This is a genomic window from Alteromonas mediterranea DE (assembly GCF_000020585.3).
In the GTDB taxonomy this organism is placed as follows: domain Bacteria; phylum Pseudomonadota; class Gammaproteobacteria; order Enterobacterales; family Alteromonadaceae; genus Alteromonas; species Alteromonas mediterranea.
In genome coordinates, this window is the sequence record NC_011138.3 from 20487 (window position 1) to 35000 (window position 14514).

At 45.0% G+C, this 14514-nt stretch carries 15 protein-coding genes and 1 rRNA gene (1 of these 16 cut by a window edge); 10 read left to right on the forward strand and 6 right to left on the reverse strand.

Features of this window, described 5'->3' with window-relative positions; all coding sequences use genetic code 11:
• Positions 1-50: 50 nt before the first annotated feature.
• The 4 genes from trkA to def form a co-directional block, all read right to left on the reverse strand.
• Positions 51-1430, reverse strand: a complete 1380-nt coding sequence (gene trkA / locus MADE_RS00085; protein ID WP_012516541.1) for a Trk system potassium transporter TrkA — start codon at positions 1428-1430, stop codon at positions 51-53.
• A gap of 65 nt (positions 1431-1495) precedes the next feature.
• Positions 1496-2815: a 16S rRNA (cytosine(967)-C(5))-methyltransferase RsmB gene (gene rsmB / locus MADE_RS00090; protein WP_012516542.1), complete on the reverse strand. Its 1320-nt coding sequence runs from the start codon at positions 2813-2815 to the stop codon at positions 1496-1498.
• A gap of 2 nt (positions 2816-2817) precedes the next feature.
• Entirely contained in the window at positions 2818-3768 is a 951-nt protein-coding gene (gene fmt / locus MADE_RS00095) for a methionyl-tRNA formyltransferase (protein WP_012516543.1), read from the reverse strand.
• 8 nt (positions 3769-3776) lie between these two features.
• Positions 3777-4286, reverse strand: a complete 510-nt coding sequence (def, locus tag MADE_RS00100) for a peptide deformylase (protein ID WP_012516544.1) — start codon at positions 4284-4286, stop codon at positions 3777-3779.
• Between the two features lie 216 nt (positions 4287-4502).
• Here def and MADE_RS00105 point away from each other — a divergent pair, with 216 nt between their 5' ends.
• The 7 genes from MADE_RS00105 (at position 4503) to MADE_RS00135 (ending at position 10307) form a co-directional block, all read left to right on the forward strand.
• Positions 4503-5576 carry a LysM peptidoglycan-binding domain-containing protein gene (locus MADE_RS00105; protein ID WP_012516545.1) on the forward strand — a complete coding sequence of 358 codons (1074 nt, stop codon included), beginning with the start codon at positions 4503-4505 and terminating at the stop codon, positions 5574-5576.
• Positions 5577-5615: 39 nt separating this feature from the next.
• A complete protein-coding gene (gene dprA / locus MADE_RS00110) occupies positions 5616-6725 on the forward strand; it encodes a DNA-processing protein DprA (protein ID WP_012516546.1) in 1110 nt (369 codons plus the stop codon).
• Position 6726: 1 nt separating this feature from the next.
• Entirely contained in the window at positions 6727-7203 is a 477-nt protein-coding gene (locus tag MADE_RS00115; RefSeq protein ID WP_012516547.1) for a DUF494 family protein, read from the forward strand.
• A 94-nt stretch (positions 7204-7297) separates the two neighbouring features.
• Positions 7298-7840, forward strand: a complete 543-nt coding sequence (locus MADE_RS00120; RefSeq protein WP_012516548.1) for a DNA topoisomerase family protein — start codon at positions 7298-7300, stop codon at positions 7838-7840.
• Positions 7841-7862: 22 nt separating this feature from the next.
• Positions 7863-8468, forward strand: coding sequence for an L-threonylcarbamoyladenylate synthase type 1 TsaC (tsaC, locus tag MADE_RS00125; RefSeq protein ID WP_012516549.1), 606 nt, complete (start codon positions 7863-7865; stop codon positions 8466-8468).
• Positions 8465-9397: an oxygen-dependent coproporphyrinogen oxidase gene (gene hemF / locus MADE_RS00130; protein WP_012516550.1), complete on the forward strand. Its 933-nt coding sequence runs from the start codon at positions 8465-8467 to the stop codon at positions 9395-9397. The genes tsaC and hemF overlap by 4 nt, the downstream gene beginning before the upstream one ends.
• A gap of 235 nt (positions 9398-9632) precedes the next feature.
• The gene (locus MADE_RS00135; RefSeq protein WP_012516551.1) at positions 9633-10307 is read left to right on the forward strand and encodes an OmpW family outer membrane protein; all 675 of its coding nucleotides are present in this window, start codon (positions 9633-9635) and stop codon (positions 10305-10307) included.
• A 115-nt stretch (positions 10308-10422) separates the two neighbouring features.
• Here the strand turns inward: MADE_RS00135 and MADE_RS00140 are convergent, their stop codons facing one another.
• Positions 10423-10854 (reverse strand): group II truncated hemoglobin, encoded by a 432-nt coding sequence (locus tag MADE_RS00140; RefSeq protein WP_012516552.1) that lies wholly within the window; start codon positions 10852-10854, stop codon positions 10423-10425.
• Here MADE_RS00140 and aroE point away from each other — a divergent pair.
• The gene (aroE, locus tag MADE_RS00145) at positions 10853-11692 is read left to right on the forward strand and encodes a shikimate dehydrogenase (RefSeq protein WP_012516553.1); all 840 of its coding nucleotides are present in this window, start codon (positions 10853-10855) and stop codon (positions 11690-11692) included. The genes MADE_RS00140 and aroE overlap by 2 nt on opposite strands.
• Here the strand turns inward: aroE and MADE_RS00150 are convergent.
• On the reverse strand, positions 11689-12231 hold the full coding sequence (locus MADE_RS00150) for a gamma carbonic anhydrase family protein (RefSeq protein WP_012516554.1): 543 nt from the start codon (positions 12229-12231) through the stop codon (positions 11689-11691). The two genes, aroE and MADE_RS00150, sit on opposite strands and share 4 nt — an antisense overlap.
• Positions 12232-12376: 145 nt before the next feature.
• Between MADE_RS00150 and MADE_RS00155 the strand changes: the two genes are divergently transcribed.
• Together MADE_RS00155 and MADE_RS00160 are read left to right on the forward strand one after the other, a co-directional pair.
• Entirely contained in the window at positions 12377-13420 is a 1044-nt protein-coding gene (locus MADE_RS00155) for a CDP-glycerol glycerophosphotransferase family protein (RefSeq protein ID WP_023559469.1), read from the forward strand.
• A 472-nt stretch (positions 13421-13892) separates the two neighbouring features.
• Positions 13893-14514 (forward strand): 16S ribosomal RNA (locus tag MADE_RS00160) (it continues 911 nt past the right edge of the window).

Consider the following 14514-nt stretch of genomic DNA (forward strand, 5'->3'; position numbering starts at 1 on the left):
ACTGCGACTTAGGTTGCGCAGCGTAAGCCCTACGGTGAGGCTATAGCGTGTCAGCCAAAGAAAAACGCGCTCGGTTGGAAGAGCTTTTCCACGTCGTTGATATACTTCTTATCTACCAAAAACAGAATAACGTGATCGTTAGCTTCTATCTTGGTATCGCTATGAGCAATAATAACCTGTTCATCGCGAACGATAGCGCCAATGGTAGTACCCGGTGGCAGTTTAATATCACCAATTTGTCTGCCCACCACTTTAGAGGTGTTTTCATCGCCGTGCGCGATGGCCTCAATGGCTTCAGCAGCGCCCCTGCGCAACGAGTAAACATTCACAATGTCACCACGACGTACGTGAGTAAGCAGGGCCGATATAGTGGCTTGCTGGGGTGAAAACGCAATGTCGATTTCGCCACCTTGAACTAAATCCACGTAAGCGCTGCGTTGGATAAGCACCATGGCTTTCTGTGCACCCATACGCTTGGCCAGCATGGCCGACATAATATTCGCTTCATCGTCATTGGTAACCGCGATAAACGCATCTACCTGTTCGATATTTTCCTCGCTGAGTAGCTCAGGGTCAGAGGCATCGCCACTGAAAACAATGGTTTTATCTAAGTTAGCAGAAAGGTATTTAGCCCGTTCAGGGCTGTATTCGATAAGTTTTACATTGTGGTTGTGCTCGAGCTGCTTAGCCAGTCCTGCACCAATTAAACCACCGCCCGCTATCATGACGCGCTTATAGCTAGACTCTAATTTTTGTAGTTCACTCATTACCGCGCGGATATGTTTGGTCGCTGCAATAAAGAAGACTTCGTCATCCGCTTCTATAACCGTCGTGCCCAATGGTCGAATAGGGCGGCCTCGGCGATAGATGGCGGCCACGCGGGTCTCAACGTTAGGCATATGGTCTTTCAGGGCAGATAGCGCATGACCTACCAACAGGCCACCATAATAGGCTTTAACCGCGACCAAACTTGCCTTGCCTTCAGCAAACTCTACTACCTGTAGCGCGCCGGGATAATCGATAAGGCGCTTAATTGCTTTGGTCACTAGCTGTTCGGGGGCAATGATATGGTCGACAGGAATATCTTGCTGCTTATACAGCTGCTCTTGATAAATAATGTATTGTTCAGAGCGTACGCGGGCTATTTTTGTGGGGGTTTTAAATAAGCTGTAGGCCACCTGACACGCCAACATGTTACTTTCGTCACTGTTAGTAACGGCGATAAGCATGTCAGCGTCTTCTGCCCCTGCTTTACGCAGTACGTCAGGGTGAGAACCAACACCCGTGACTACTTGTAGATCTAGACGGTCTTGAAGTGCCCGTAGAATGGTGGGGTCTGAATCTATAACGGTAATTTCGTTATTTTCACCAACTAAGTTTTCAGCAAGCGTACCGCCTACTTGGCCTGCCCCTAAAATGATGATTTTCATCGTTATTATTTTGCCTTCGTCTTCTTGCTGGTCTTACATTGTACCGCTGCACAATGCGTGAGCCCTCAGTCTTGTGACTTTACCAGCCTCGCATAGTAGAAACCATCCATTTGTTGCTCACCTGGTGTAATTTGACGGCCTGGCTTGTCTGGTGTTTCCGTTTTTAAAATAGGAGATAGCGACGCATCTGGCGTGTCAGCAAGGAACTGTTGTATTTGCGCCATATTCTCTTTCGGTAAAATAGAGCAGGTGGCATAAAGCAGCGTACCGCCAGGTTTCAATAAGCCCCACAATGTATCTAAGATGCGGCGTTGTAGCTGTGCTAAGTTATCTATGTCATTTGCTTTACGCAGCCAGCGAATATCTGGATGACGACGAATAACACCAGTGGCAGAGCAGGGAGCGTCTAACAAAATTCTATCGAAGGGTTTTCCGTCCCACCATGATTCAGGGTTAGCTGCATCACCTTGCCTAATGTCTACCTTATGCTGCAATCGCGTCATATTTTCTTCTACGCGTTTAAGGCGTGTGGCATCAGCATCGAGTGCTAACACGTACTCTGTGTCAGGAGCACACTCTACAATGTGACCGGTTTTTCCGCCCGGAGCGGCACAGCAATCTAAAATGCGCTCATTAGCTTGTGGTTGTAAATAATGTGCCGCTAATTGGGCCGCGCCGTCTTGTACGGCAAAGTGACCCTTTTCAAACCCGGGTAAGCCCGTAATATCTTCGCGTTGAGAAAGGACGATTGCATTGCGGTGGCTTTCACTTAGCGTGTATTTTACTTCTGCCTTATCAAGTGCTTCGGTAAAGGCGCTAAAACTCACCTGCTGCCTATTCACTCGAAGCCAAATCGGTGCCATTGCGTTAGTTTCGGCACGCACATTGTCGGCCTCTGCACCGTAGGCTTGCTCTATCGCTTTATAAAGCCACTTCGGTAAGCCGCTATTGATAATAGCATCGTCGACGGGTTTATCGGCAAGGTTCTCACGCTGAAAATTACGCAAAACGGCATTGACTAAACCTTTAAGGCCAGCGGCGTTTAAATAAGACGCCGCTGCTACGGTTTCTCCCACGGCCGCGTGGTTGCTAACCCGAGAAAAGTTCAGCTGATATAACCCAAGCAGGATAAGGTGCTCTATTACTTTCTTATTACCTTTAAGGGGCCTATCTAATAGGGCTCTTAGCCAATGTTGTAAAAGAGGAAGGCGACGCATTACCCCTAACGACATTTCTTGTAACCAAGCGTTATCGCGTGCATTGTGCCTACGCTGAACTCGCTCTAAACATTCGCGTGATGATTTGCCTTGCTCTAAGATTTGGTAAATAACCCACGCGCAATCTGCACGCAGGTTCTTTTGTTTGGGAAGGGGTAATGGTTTCACTTTTAGTCTGCTTGTTTAATACAACGGCCAACTTCAAACCACGACTGGCGGGCATTAATAACATCTGCTGCAGGTAGCGCCTTTTTACCAGGTATTTGAAGAGAGGTAATGCGAAGGGCGTCTCGTCCTGTCGCAATAGTGATGCCTGCTTTATCTGCGCTTATTACCGTGCCCGGCTTCACGTTTTTATCTAATGTAACTACATCAGCAGACCACACTTTTACGTTTTGATCTTCAACTTGCATCCAAGCAACCGGCCATGGGTTAAATGCACGAATGTTGCGCTCAATTTGCTTAGCATCATCAGACCAACTAATTAACGCTTCTTCTTTAGATAGCTTATTAGCGTAGGTTGCCTGGGTATCGTCTTGTTTTGTTGGGGTATAACTCTCGAAATCGTTAACCACATCCACTAAGGCTTTAGGGCCAAGTGTAGCTAACTTTTCATACATTGTTGCGCTGGTGTCGTCATTGGCAATGGGCAGTGTGGCAATGTGTAACATGTCACCCGTGTCTAAACCTTCGTCCATTTGCATTATGGTTACGCCAGTCTCAGCGTCACCTGCCCAGATTGAACGCTGTATTGGTGCCGCGCCTCGCCACTTGGGCAGAATAGAGCCGTGCACGTTAATGCACCCTAGCTTAGGTGCATTTAACACCGCGGTAGGCAGTATCAGTCCGTAAGCAACAACTACCATTAAATCGGCATTGAGCGAGGCTAATTCTTCCTGAGCGTCTTGAGCTTTAAGCGACTGAGGCTGGTAAACTGGAATGGCGTTTTCTTCTGCTAATACTTTAACCGGACTGGCGGTAAGCTTTTTACCTCGCCCTGCGGGTCTATCAGGCTGAGTGTAAACAGCAATGACTTCGTGCTCGCTCTCGAGTAACGCTGATAGATGTTTAGCTGCAAAATCCGGTGTACCGGCAAAAATTACTTTCAATGGAGTTGTCACGTTATTCCTTAGGCTTTCGCAGCAAGACGCGCTTCTTTCTCAAGCTTCTTACGAATACGTTGGCGCTTAAGCGGAGAAAGGTAGTCAATGAACAGCTTACCTTTTAAGTGATCAAGCTCGTGCTGAATACAAATCGCAAGTAGGCCTTCTGCGTCTAGCTCGAATGCCTCGCCATTTTGATCTAACGCTTTAACCGTAATCGCTTCTGCTCGCTCAACTTTGGCGTAATTACCCGGAACAGATAAACAGCCTTCTTCACTAATCGTTGAGCCATCTTTGCGAGTAATTTCTGGGTTAATAAATACACGTGGCTCGTTTTGATCTTCCGATACGTCCATTACAACAACTTGAACATGACGGTTCACCTGCGTCGCCGCAAGGCCGATGCCGTTCTCGTCTTTCATGGTTTCGAACATATCCGATACCAATTGTTTAATTTCGTCGTTAACTTCTTCTACCGGCTTAGCTACCGTACGAAGACGTTCATCAGGAAAACTTAATACGTCTAAAATTGCCATTTCTCGCTTACTTCACCTTTTCGCTGTATAAATACATATACGATCTAATTGCCAGCACACTTTACAGTGCTTATTAAGTTACTATTCTAACGTATATCGGGCGCATTCGTGCAGTTTTTTGCCGAACCCCTATAAGAATACGAACTTATGCCGATATAGTGCTATTGTCTGAAAAAACAACAATAAGTGATAGTGAATAATTTGAAGGTGGTTAATTTGAAAAAGCGATTAATAAGCGCTCGTCGCGGGGCAACACTCCTTCTTTGTGCAATTCTGTCTTTGCCAGCGTTTGCACTTCAACTCAAAGATACCGCACCTGAAACCTACACGGTAAAACGTGGTGATACGCTCTGGGCCATTGCTAACATTTTTTTGAATGAACCTTGGTTATGGCCAGAGCTTTGGCGCACTAACACACAAATTGAAAATCCTCACTTGATTTATCCTGGTGATGTCATCGTTGTAGGCTACATAGACGGACAGCCTGTTTTATCGGTAAAACGAGATAAACCTAGCTACAAACTGTCACCTTCAACGGACAAACGGTTAAAACCAAAGCCTGTAGACGTACTTTCTTGGACAACCATATCGCCGTTTATTAAACAACATATGTTACTAGACGAAGAGAGTTATCAGGCATTACCGAAACTGTTAGGGAACCAAGACGGAAACGTAAGGTTTGCTGCAGATGACTTTGTACTAAGTCAACAGCAATTCAGTACTGACGACCAGTATAGAGTCATTAGAAAGCACGCTACTATTAAAAACCTTGATGGAGAAATATTGGGCGTACAAGTTACCCATGTTTCCACGGCATCTTTAGTAGAAAAAGGTCAGGCAGACGACACCATGCTGCTTTTTATTGATGATGCGAATCAAGAGGCTAAACGCGGCGATAAGCTAATGGCTGGTGGGTTTAAACAGCCGCAAAGCTTTGAACTTGTTCCTGCGAAGTCTCAGCGTGGGGCCGTTGTGGGAGACCTACACGATCACGACCTGTTAGGAAAGTATGACGTTGTTATCCTTGATTTGGGCGCGGCAGATGTCTTACCGGGAACAGTGTTAGGTGTTTACGCACAAGGTCCAGCCATCATAGATGAAGAAAGTCCGCGTTATGTAGATGAACCGGGCATAAAAACAAGTGGTGAATGGTTTATCGATACAGTGTCGCAACCCGCACTTAAAGTTGGTGAAGTTGTGGTATTCAAAACATTTGACGCGGCAAGTTACGGATTAATCACACGAGCGAACAAAGGCATTAAGCGCGGCTTTATTGTCGCTAAACCTTAACGTTCCGAGTGCCTCATTGTCGCTTAGTAAGGAGCGGCAATGAGCGCACAATTTACATCTTTAGACAGCTCGGCAACGGCATGGATAGCGCTAGCCTCTGCGCAGCGTGTTTCACCTAAACTGTGGTTACAGGCGCTCGAGCAACATCAATGTTCTCCCATTGAACTTTTAAGCCAAGCTTCTTCTTTGGGAAGTACGGTCACTACACTCACTGATCAAATAACACAAAAGCACATCGACACAGCGTTGAATTGGGCGAAGGTAAGTGAAAACAGGCACGTCATTACCCTTGATTCACCGGACTATCCACCGTTACTCAAGCAGCTAGACAGCCCTCCGCTTGTATTATTTGCTACCGGAAGTAAAGCGCTACTAAAACAACCGCAAATAGCCATTGTTGGCAGCAGAAGGGCGAGTATTCAAGGAAAGCGTATAGCGACTGACTTTGCAATGGGGCTCTCTAACAATGGCATTGCCATTACCAGTGGTTTGGCGATGGGCATAGACAGCGCCGCTCACGTGGGCGCCATATCCGGCAGTATAGGTACCATCGCTGTTATGGGTACGGGGCCGGATAAAATATACCCTGCAAAGAACAGTAAGCTTTATAACGAAATACACGATAGTGGCGGCGTTAGTGTTACAGAGTTTTTCCCGGGTCAGGGGCCTAAGCCGTGGCATTTTCCCCGGCGTAACCGAATTATTGCCGCACTTTCACTTGGAACCTTGGTTGTGGAAGCAAAAATTAAAAGCGGTACCTTGATAACTGCAAATTTGGCCGCAGATATGGGGCGAGATGTATTCGCTGTACCTGGTAGCCTCTTTCACGCTTACTCTGAAGGTTGTCACTGGTTAATCCAACAAGGTGCTAAGTTAGTAACTAATGTAAACGATATTCTTTTGGAAATTGGGGTTCAACCTCAGCAAATGAGCTTTGATGTTGGCGAACAAAATGAAAAAAGTGCGGTGAATAGCTTGGCAACTGATAAATTATTAGCTAGTGTGGAATATGACATCACCGCTATTGATGTTATAGCGCAGCGCAATGCCTTATCTGTATCGCAAGCAATGGCATCACTATTAGAATATGAGTTGCGTGGTTTAGTAGCCGCTGTCCCTGGTGGTTACGTTAAATTGAGGGGAAAATAATATGTTCGATATCCTCATGTATCTGTTTGAAAACTTCATTCACAGTGAAACGGAAATTCGTGTTGATCAAGACGAGTTAACGGAAGAACTTGTGCGCGCGGGTTTCCATCACGATGAGATTTATAAAGCCCTCGCATGGTTAGAAAAGTTAGCGGCATTGCAAGAAACAGACATCAAGCCGTATTTTTGCAAAGGCATTAGCACTAGCTTAAGCCGGATATATACCCACGAAGAACAAATGCGTTTAGATGTGGAATGTCGTGGTTTCTTAATGTTTCTAGAGCAGGTTAACGTATTAGACGCATCTACGCGTGAAATGGTGATAGACCGCGTAATGGAAATCGATTCCAGCGAATTCTGTTTAGAAGATTTAAAATGGGTTGTGCTAATGGTGCTATTTAATGTACCCGGTAAAGAAAAAGCCTACGCACAAATGGAAGACCTATTGTTTGAAGAACCAGACGGCATACTACATTAATGCGGTAGCCCAGCTGCAATTTAGGTTCGCGAATCTGTATTTAACTAAATGCGTTGCCAGCTGGTAGCGCGTTCGAGGCTTTTATGTCTACATCATGTCTAAAATAGACCACTCACTTTTTTCTGCTCACGAGCACGCTCTAGAAGATAATTTTGGAGACTGTCCCGAATGTGGCAAGCCCCTTCATATTAAGAACAGCAAATCAGGGCCGTTTTTAGGCTGTACTGGCTACCCTGATTGTAATTTCAGTAAACCGCTTCACGATACCCAAACCACGGTCCTTAAAACGCTAGACGGTATGGCCTGCCCAAAGTGCGCCTGCGATCTAGCCATTAAAAAGGGTCGGTTTGGCATGTTCATAGGCTGTACCAACTTTCCCTCATGCCATCACATTGAGCCTATCAAAGAAAAAGAAGACACCTTAGTTGACTGCCCAAAGTGTAAGAAAGGGCATTTAATTTCACGCACCAATAAATACGGCAAACAGTTTTTTGCGTGTAACCATTATCCGCAATGCCGATATGTGCTAAATTTCACGCCTGTAAATGAAAGCTGCCCAGACTGTGGATGGACAGTGTTGATAGATAAAAAAGGGCAAATTCAGTGCCCGCAGCCAACTTGTGGCTACAAAAAGTAATCATACGTAGAGAACAAAAATCATGTCTGATACTCAAAATGGGAACGTAAATACGTTTACCCCCGTTGAGGCTAATGCATCTGAAGTCGACCCTGTTGTTGCCGCTTTCGAAGCGGGGCGTTTAATTGTTTATCCGACCGAAGCGGTAATGGGTATAGGATGTGACCCTGACAACGAAGCAGCGGTTAATGCACTATTAGATATCAAACAAAGGCCTGTTGAAAAAGGCGTAATATTAATTGCCGCTAATTACAGCCAGCTTTTGCCCTACGTAGATGACAATGCAATTCGTCCCGATAGACGTACCGATATTTTTTCAAGCTGGCCTGGCCCTAACACCTGGCTATTACCTAAGTCGTCATCGGCGCCTGTTTGGTTAACCGGCAAACATAGTAAAATAGCGGTGCGCGTAACTAATCATCCTGTGGTTGTAGCGCTGTGCAATAAGTTGGGTAAGCCACTTGTTTCAACCAGCGCTAACCTAACAGGGCAACCGCCAGCGACAGACACCGACGAAGCCAAAGCCGTGTTTGCAGATTCTGTATTTTATGTAGAAGGTAAAGTAGGCGGAGCAACTAAACCCAGTACCATTCGCGATGGTGACACAGCAGAGGTAATAAGAGCATGACATCAGCAGAGTTACTGGACGGTAAAAATGCCGCTGAAGTAATAGAACAAGTAAAAAGCTATCTACTAGGGTTGCAAGATACCATTTGCCAAACCCTTGAACTTGCCGACGGTAAGGGCCAGTTTGTTGAAGACAGTTGGCAGCGCGAAGAAGGGGGCGGTGGACGCTCTCGCGTGCTTAAAAATGGTGCGGTGATAGAGCAAGGCGGCGTAAACTTTTCCCATGTGTTCGGCAGTCAAATGCCAGCGTCTGCTACGGCTAATCGTCCGGAGCTTGCAGGGCGAAACTTTCAGGCAATGGGAGTATCTTTAGTTATTCACCCCCACAACCCGTATATTCCCACCTCTCATGCAAACGTGCGCTTTTTTATTGCAGAAAAAGAGGGCGAAGCACCTATCTGGTGGTTTGGCGGTGGCTTTGATTTAACGCCGTTTTATCCCTTTAAAGACGACGTGGTGCATTGGCATGATACAGCCAAGAAATTATGCAAGCCATTCGGTGAAGACGTATACCCCAAGTACAAAAAATGGTGCGATGAGTACTTTTACTTAAAACACCGCAACGAAACCCGTGGCGTAGGTGGGTTGTTCTTTGACGACCTTAATGAATGGGGCTTCGAGCAGTCATTCGCTTTTATGCAGGCGGTTGGCAATGGTTTTATTGATGCTTATGTCCCTATTGTTGAGCGACGCAAGCAAACTGATTATGGCGAAAGAGAGCGTGATTTTCAGCTTTATCGCAGAGGTCGCTATGTTGAATTTAATCTAGTATTCGACCGTGGCACCTTATTTGGTTTGCAAACCGGTGGACGTACGGAATCTATTTTAATGTCTATGCCGCCGTTGGCCCGGTGGGAATACTGCTATACCCCGGCACCAGGGAGTGCTGAGGCTAAGCTTACGGATTGGCTTAAACCTACTCCGTGGTAAAAAGTGTTCAATTCAATCACTTCTTTATCCAGGCTTACACCAAAGAAGGTTTAAGCATAAAAAAGTCATACAAAAACGCCGCATGAAGTCACTCTGCGGCATTTCTTGTTGATCTATATCAATTTCAAATACCGTTGGTGTTTCAGTGGGTTATTAACTTTGCGCTGGATCAATGTTTCGTTTAGCTAACGGCGTAAAGTAGCGCCATCTTAGTTAAACACAAAAGAGACACATCATGCGCAAACACACTTTATCTGCACTTTGTCTTACCCTTGCTGCACTTTCACCTTTAGCTAGCGCTCATCAGCAGGGCGATTGGATTGTTCGAGGCGGTCTGACTACCGTTGCTCCTGACGAATCTACTTCTAACATCGTCGCTGGTGGCAATGATCTTGGTGTTGCCCTTAATATTGATAACGATACCCAGCTAGGTTTGAACGTTGCATACTTCATTACTGATAAAATTAATATCGAACTGCTTGCGGCAACGCCCTTTAAGCACGACGTGAACTTCTCTGTTGCCGACCCGTTAGGTACGGGAAATCAGCTTGGTGAAGTTACTCACTTACCGCCAACACTCACCGCTAACTATTACTTCAACGATGCAAGTTCAGCCTTTCAGCCATATATTGGTGCGGGTATTAACTACACCTTTATCTTTGATGAGGAATTTACTGGCGCAAACGAGGATGCAGGCTTAAGCGACCTATCACTCGATAACTCATTTGGTTTATCAGCTCAAGTGGGTATGGACTACCAAATTGATACAAAGTGGCATGTAAATGCATCAGTACGTTTCATCGATATTGATACTGAAGCCACGTTTAAGGTTGGTGATGCCGCAGGTAAGGTGAGTGATATTGAAATAGACCCTTGGGTGTACACCATATCGGTAGGCTATACCTTTTAAGGCCGAACACCCAAAAATTGAGGCTTTCGTAATTGTACTACTTTATACGCCACAAAGAGCGTAGACAGTAACAGGGGACTTGCGCGTTAAAGGTTATTCCTTTCAACGCGCTTTTTTATTTGGTGTTCACCATATGGCTGGCAAGCTGGTCAAGTGCTTCAAGTAGCTGTTGCGCTAACGTTATATCATCGACAGTTTTAAACATAGCCTTGCGCATACAGTACATCCACTGCGCTTTAAGTTCTGGCGTTACGGTATAAGGAAGGTGGCGTGCACGAAGTCGCGGGTGGCCGAATTGCTGCTGATAATCATCTGGGCCGCCAAGCCACAAACTTAAATATAAAAAGAACACGTGGCGAATTCTATCAAGCGGTTGAGGGTGAAGAGCCAAAAGTTCGCTTGCTAATGGGTCGGTTTCCATTATGTCGTAAAACGTATTCGCCAATTCGCGTACTTTCTTCTCTCCACCTATACGCGCATATGGTGTACTCTGCGTAACACGATTATCGCTTTTCTTCTTTATATTAAATAAGTCTCGTATTCCCATGAAAAAATTCGCTGTATTTGGCAACCCTATTGCACAGAGTTTATCACCAACCATCCATCAGATGTTTGCAGATCAGGTCGGAGAAAAGATTTCTTATGAAAAGATACTTGCGCCTGAAGATGGTTTTGTTGAAGCTGCCAAAGCGTTTTTAGCTCAAGAAGGCGCTGTAGGCTGCAATGTCACCATGCCTTTTAAGCTTGATGCCTTTAACTTAGCAAAGGTAGATGATCAAGCAGCTAAAGACGCACAAGCTGTTAATACACTAATGAATGGTGACAGAGGTGAGCTGTTAGGGTTCAACACAGATGGTGTGGGGCTAGTCAATGATTTACTAAATAGCGGCGTGAAAATTAAAGATAAACACGTGTTACTTATCGGAGCCGGCGGCGCAGCCCGTGGCGTCATTTCTCCGTTATTAAAAGCGGGCGCTGCTACACTGACTATTGCGAATAGAACGAAAGCCAAAGCTGAAGAAGTGGCAAGCGCTGCTTCAAACCCTAAAGTGGACGTAGTGGCCCTTGAGGATATCGCAACGATTGCACCTCATATTATTATCAATTCAACAGCAGCTAGTTTAAGCAATGCGTTGCCGTGCAGTTTGAATGACGGTGTTTTACAACACTGTGAAGTGGTGTACGACATGGTTTATAAAAATTCACCCACGCGTTTTATGAGAGATGCGGCTGAACTAGGTGTTAAAACGCAAATAGATGGGTTAGGGATGCTGGTTGAGCAAGCGGCTGAAGCGTTCTATATATGGACACAAAAGCGCCCAGACACTTCTGATATTGTTAAGCGAGTTCGTGACATTGTTGAGCAAAGTGAGAAGCGAAACTAGTTCGCTTCTTCCAAGTATTCATCTTTTAACACAACATAATTAACAGCAGACTGTTTTAAAAACGCCATTTCAGCGTCATTGAGCGGCCTCTTCTTCTGCATTGGGTTTCCAACGTAAAGAAAACCGCTCTCTAATCGCTTGTTTGGTGGTACTAATGTACCCGCGCCAATAAACACATCGTCTTCAACGACAACACCATCCATGACAATAGCGCCCATGCCTACTAATATACGGTTGCCTAACTGACAACCATGAAGCATACATTTGTGCCCAACGGTAACGTCATCCCCAATAATAAGCGGAAATCCATCAGGGTTTTTCTCAGATTTACGGGTAACGTGCAAAACACTACCGTCTTGAATATTAGAGCGAGCGCCAATACGTATTTTGTTTACATCGCCTCGAGCAGCAACTAAAGGCCAGACGCTACTATCTTTTTCAATTTTTACATCACCAACAATTCGACATGAAGCGTCTATATATACTGATTTATCTATTGATGGGAAAATGCCCTTAAAGCTACCTACAGTGTTCTTCATCTATAACGTTCCTTTTGAGTATGAACATATTAGCTAATCAACTAACCAATGAGTGTCTTGTTGCGCTCATAATACTAATAGTACGGTAAGTTAGTTATACTTGAAAATCCGCTTATCAAAACAAAGAAGCTAAGAAGAAATTTACATGGCTAAACGTTACGTACTATTCGCGTCTCTTCCCTACGCATATTCAATTCTGCGTCCACTTCAAGCTGAGATAAGAGCGAGAGGTGATGACGTTGCGTGGTACCTAGAGTCTACGTGTGAAAANTTACTTGATGACACTGAAGTCTTGCTTGCAAACATTGATGACGTAAAAAGTTATGACCCACTTGCAATTTTTGCGTGCGGTAACTTTATTTATCATTTTCTTCCTGGAATAAAGGTCGCAGTATTTCATGGGTATGCAGTAGGGAAACGTGGTGAGAAGGGAAATGTACTGGATGACCATTTTACAATTCGAAATTGGTTTGACTTGTATTGTACACAAGGTCCTAGCAGCACACCTGTATTCAAGCAATTGGAAGAAAAGCTTGGTTTCTTTAAATGTTATGAAACAGGTTGGTGTAAGGTTGATCCATTTTTTACAGAACCTACTCTGCAGAACGAAGGTAAAACTACAATATTATATTCGCCTACATTTAGTCGGGGTATAACTTCGGTAGAGGCCTTATATGACACAATACATCAGATTGCTGAACGTAGAGATTGGGAATGGATAATAACCTTTCATCCCAAAATCACTGATCATTCGATAATAAACAAATACCAAAAGCTGGCAGAAAAGTTCGACAATGTTAGTTTTGAAAGAAATGAAGGTTTAAAAACATTCCAACGTGCAGATGTAATGCTTTGTGACAGTTCATCAATAATTCTTGAATTTATGTTACTTAGTAAGCCCGTAGTCACGTTTAAAAATACAAACCCAGGACCGCATTTAATAGACGTGAATGAGTGTGATGCCGTCGAGCCTGCATTAGAGACGGCATTAACAAGGCCTAAATCCTTAATGGAAGCTATTGATACATATACGTTGAACCACGAAGCGCATAGAGATGGAAATAACTGTTCTCGCGTTTTAGATGCTGTAGACCATTTCAAATCTAACTTCGAAGGCCGAATAAAAGCTAAGCCTTTAAACCTGTGGCGTAAGTTTAGATTAAGAAATAAGCTGAAATACTGGAAATAGTAGGTATTTTGAGCGTTCGGAAAGAATGTGACACTTTTTTTAAAATAAGTGTTGACGTGAGCGCTCATTTCCCTAAAATGCGCATCCGCTTCGGGGGAAAAGCAAAACAGCAACCCTCCTGAAGTAAGTCTCTACTACCTTTATAGGGCAGTAAAGACGGGAGTTTAGAAAAAACGCTTCAGGAAATAAATTTTCAAAAAGTGTTGACAACGAAAACTTCAAGCGTATAATGCGCACCTCACTCGAACAGGGTGAGCCACTAAGAAGCAACGGCTTCTAGTGAATTGCGACGGCCAAGGTTGTCCAACAGCAAGGAAAACGAATCAACTGAAAGTAATGTTGGTCCTCCTTGCGCAGAAGTCACGACAAAAAGCGTCATGATTCTGCACGATGTTCTTTAACAATTTAGACAAGACAATCTGTGTGGGCACTCGTTAAGAGTGTCACAACGACGATTCATATTTCGATATATTAATTGAAGAGTTTGATCATGGCTCAGATTGAACGCTGGCGGCAGGCCTAACACATGCAAGTCGAACGGTAACAGGATTAGCTTGCTAATCGCTGACGAGTGGCGGACGGGTGAGTAATGCTTGGGAACTTGCCTTTGCGAGGGGGATAACAGTTGGAAACGACTGCTAATACCGCATAACGTCTACGGACCAAACGGGGCTTAGGCTCCGGCGCAAAGAGAGGCCCAAGTGAGATTAGCTAGTTGGTAAGGTAAAGGCTTACCAAGGCAACGATCTCTAGCTGTTCTGAGAGGAAGATCAGCCACACTGGAACTGAGACACGGTCCAGACTCCTACGGGAGGCAGCAGTGGGGAATATTGCACAATGGGGGAAACCCTGATGCAGCCATGCCGCGTGTGTGAAGAAGGCCTTCGGGTTGTAAAGCACTTTCAGTTGTGAGGAAAAGTTAGTAGTTAATACCTGCTAGCCATGACGTTAACAACAGAAGAAGCACCGGCTAACTCCGTGCCAGCAGCCGCGGTAATACGGAGGGTGCGAGCGTTAATCGGAATTACTGGGCGTAAAGCGCACGCAGGCGGTTTGTTAAGCTAGATGTGAAAGCCCCGGGCTCAACCTGGGAT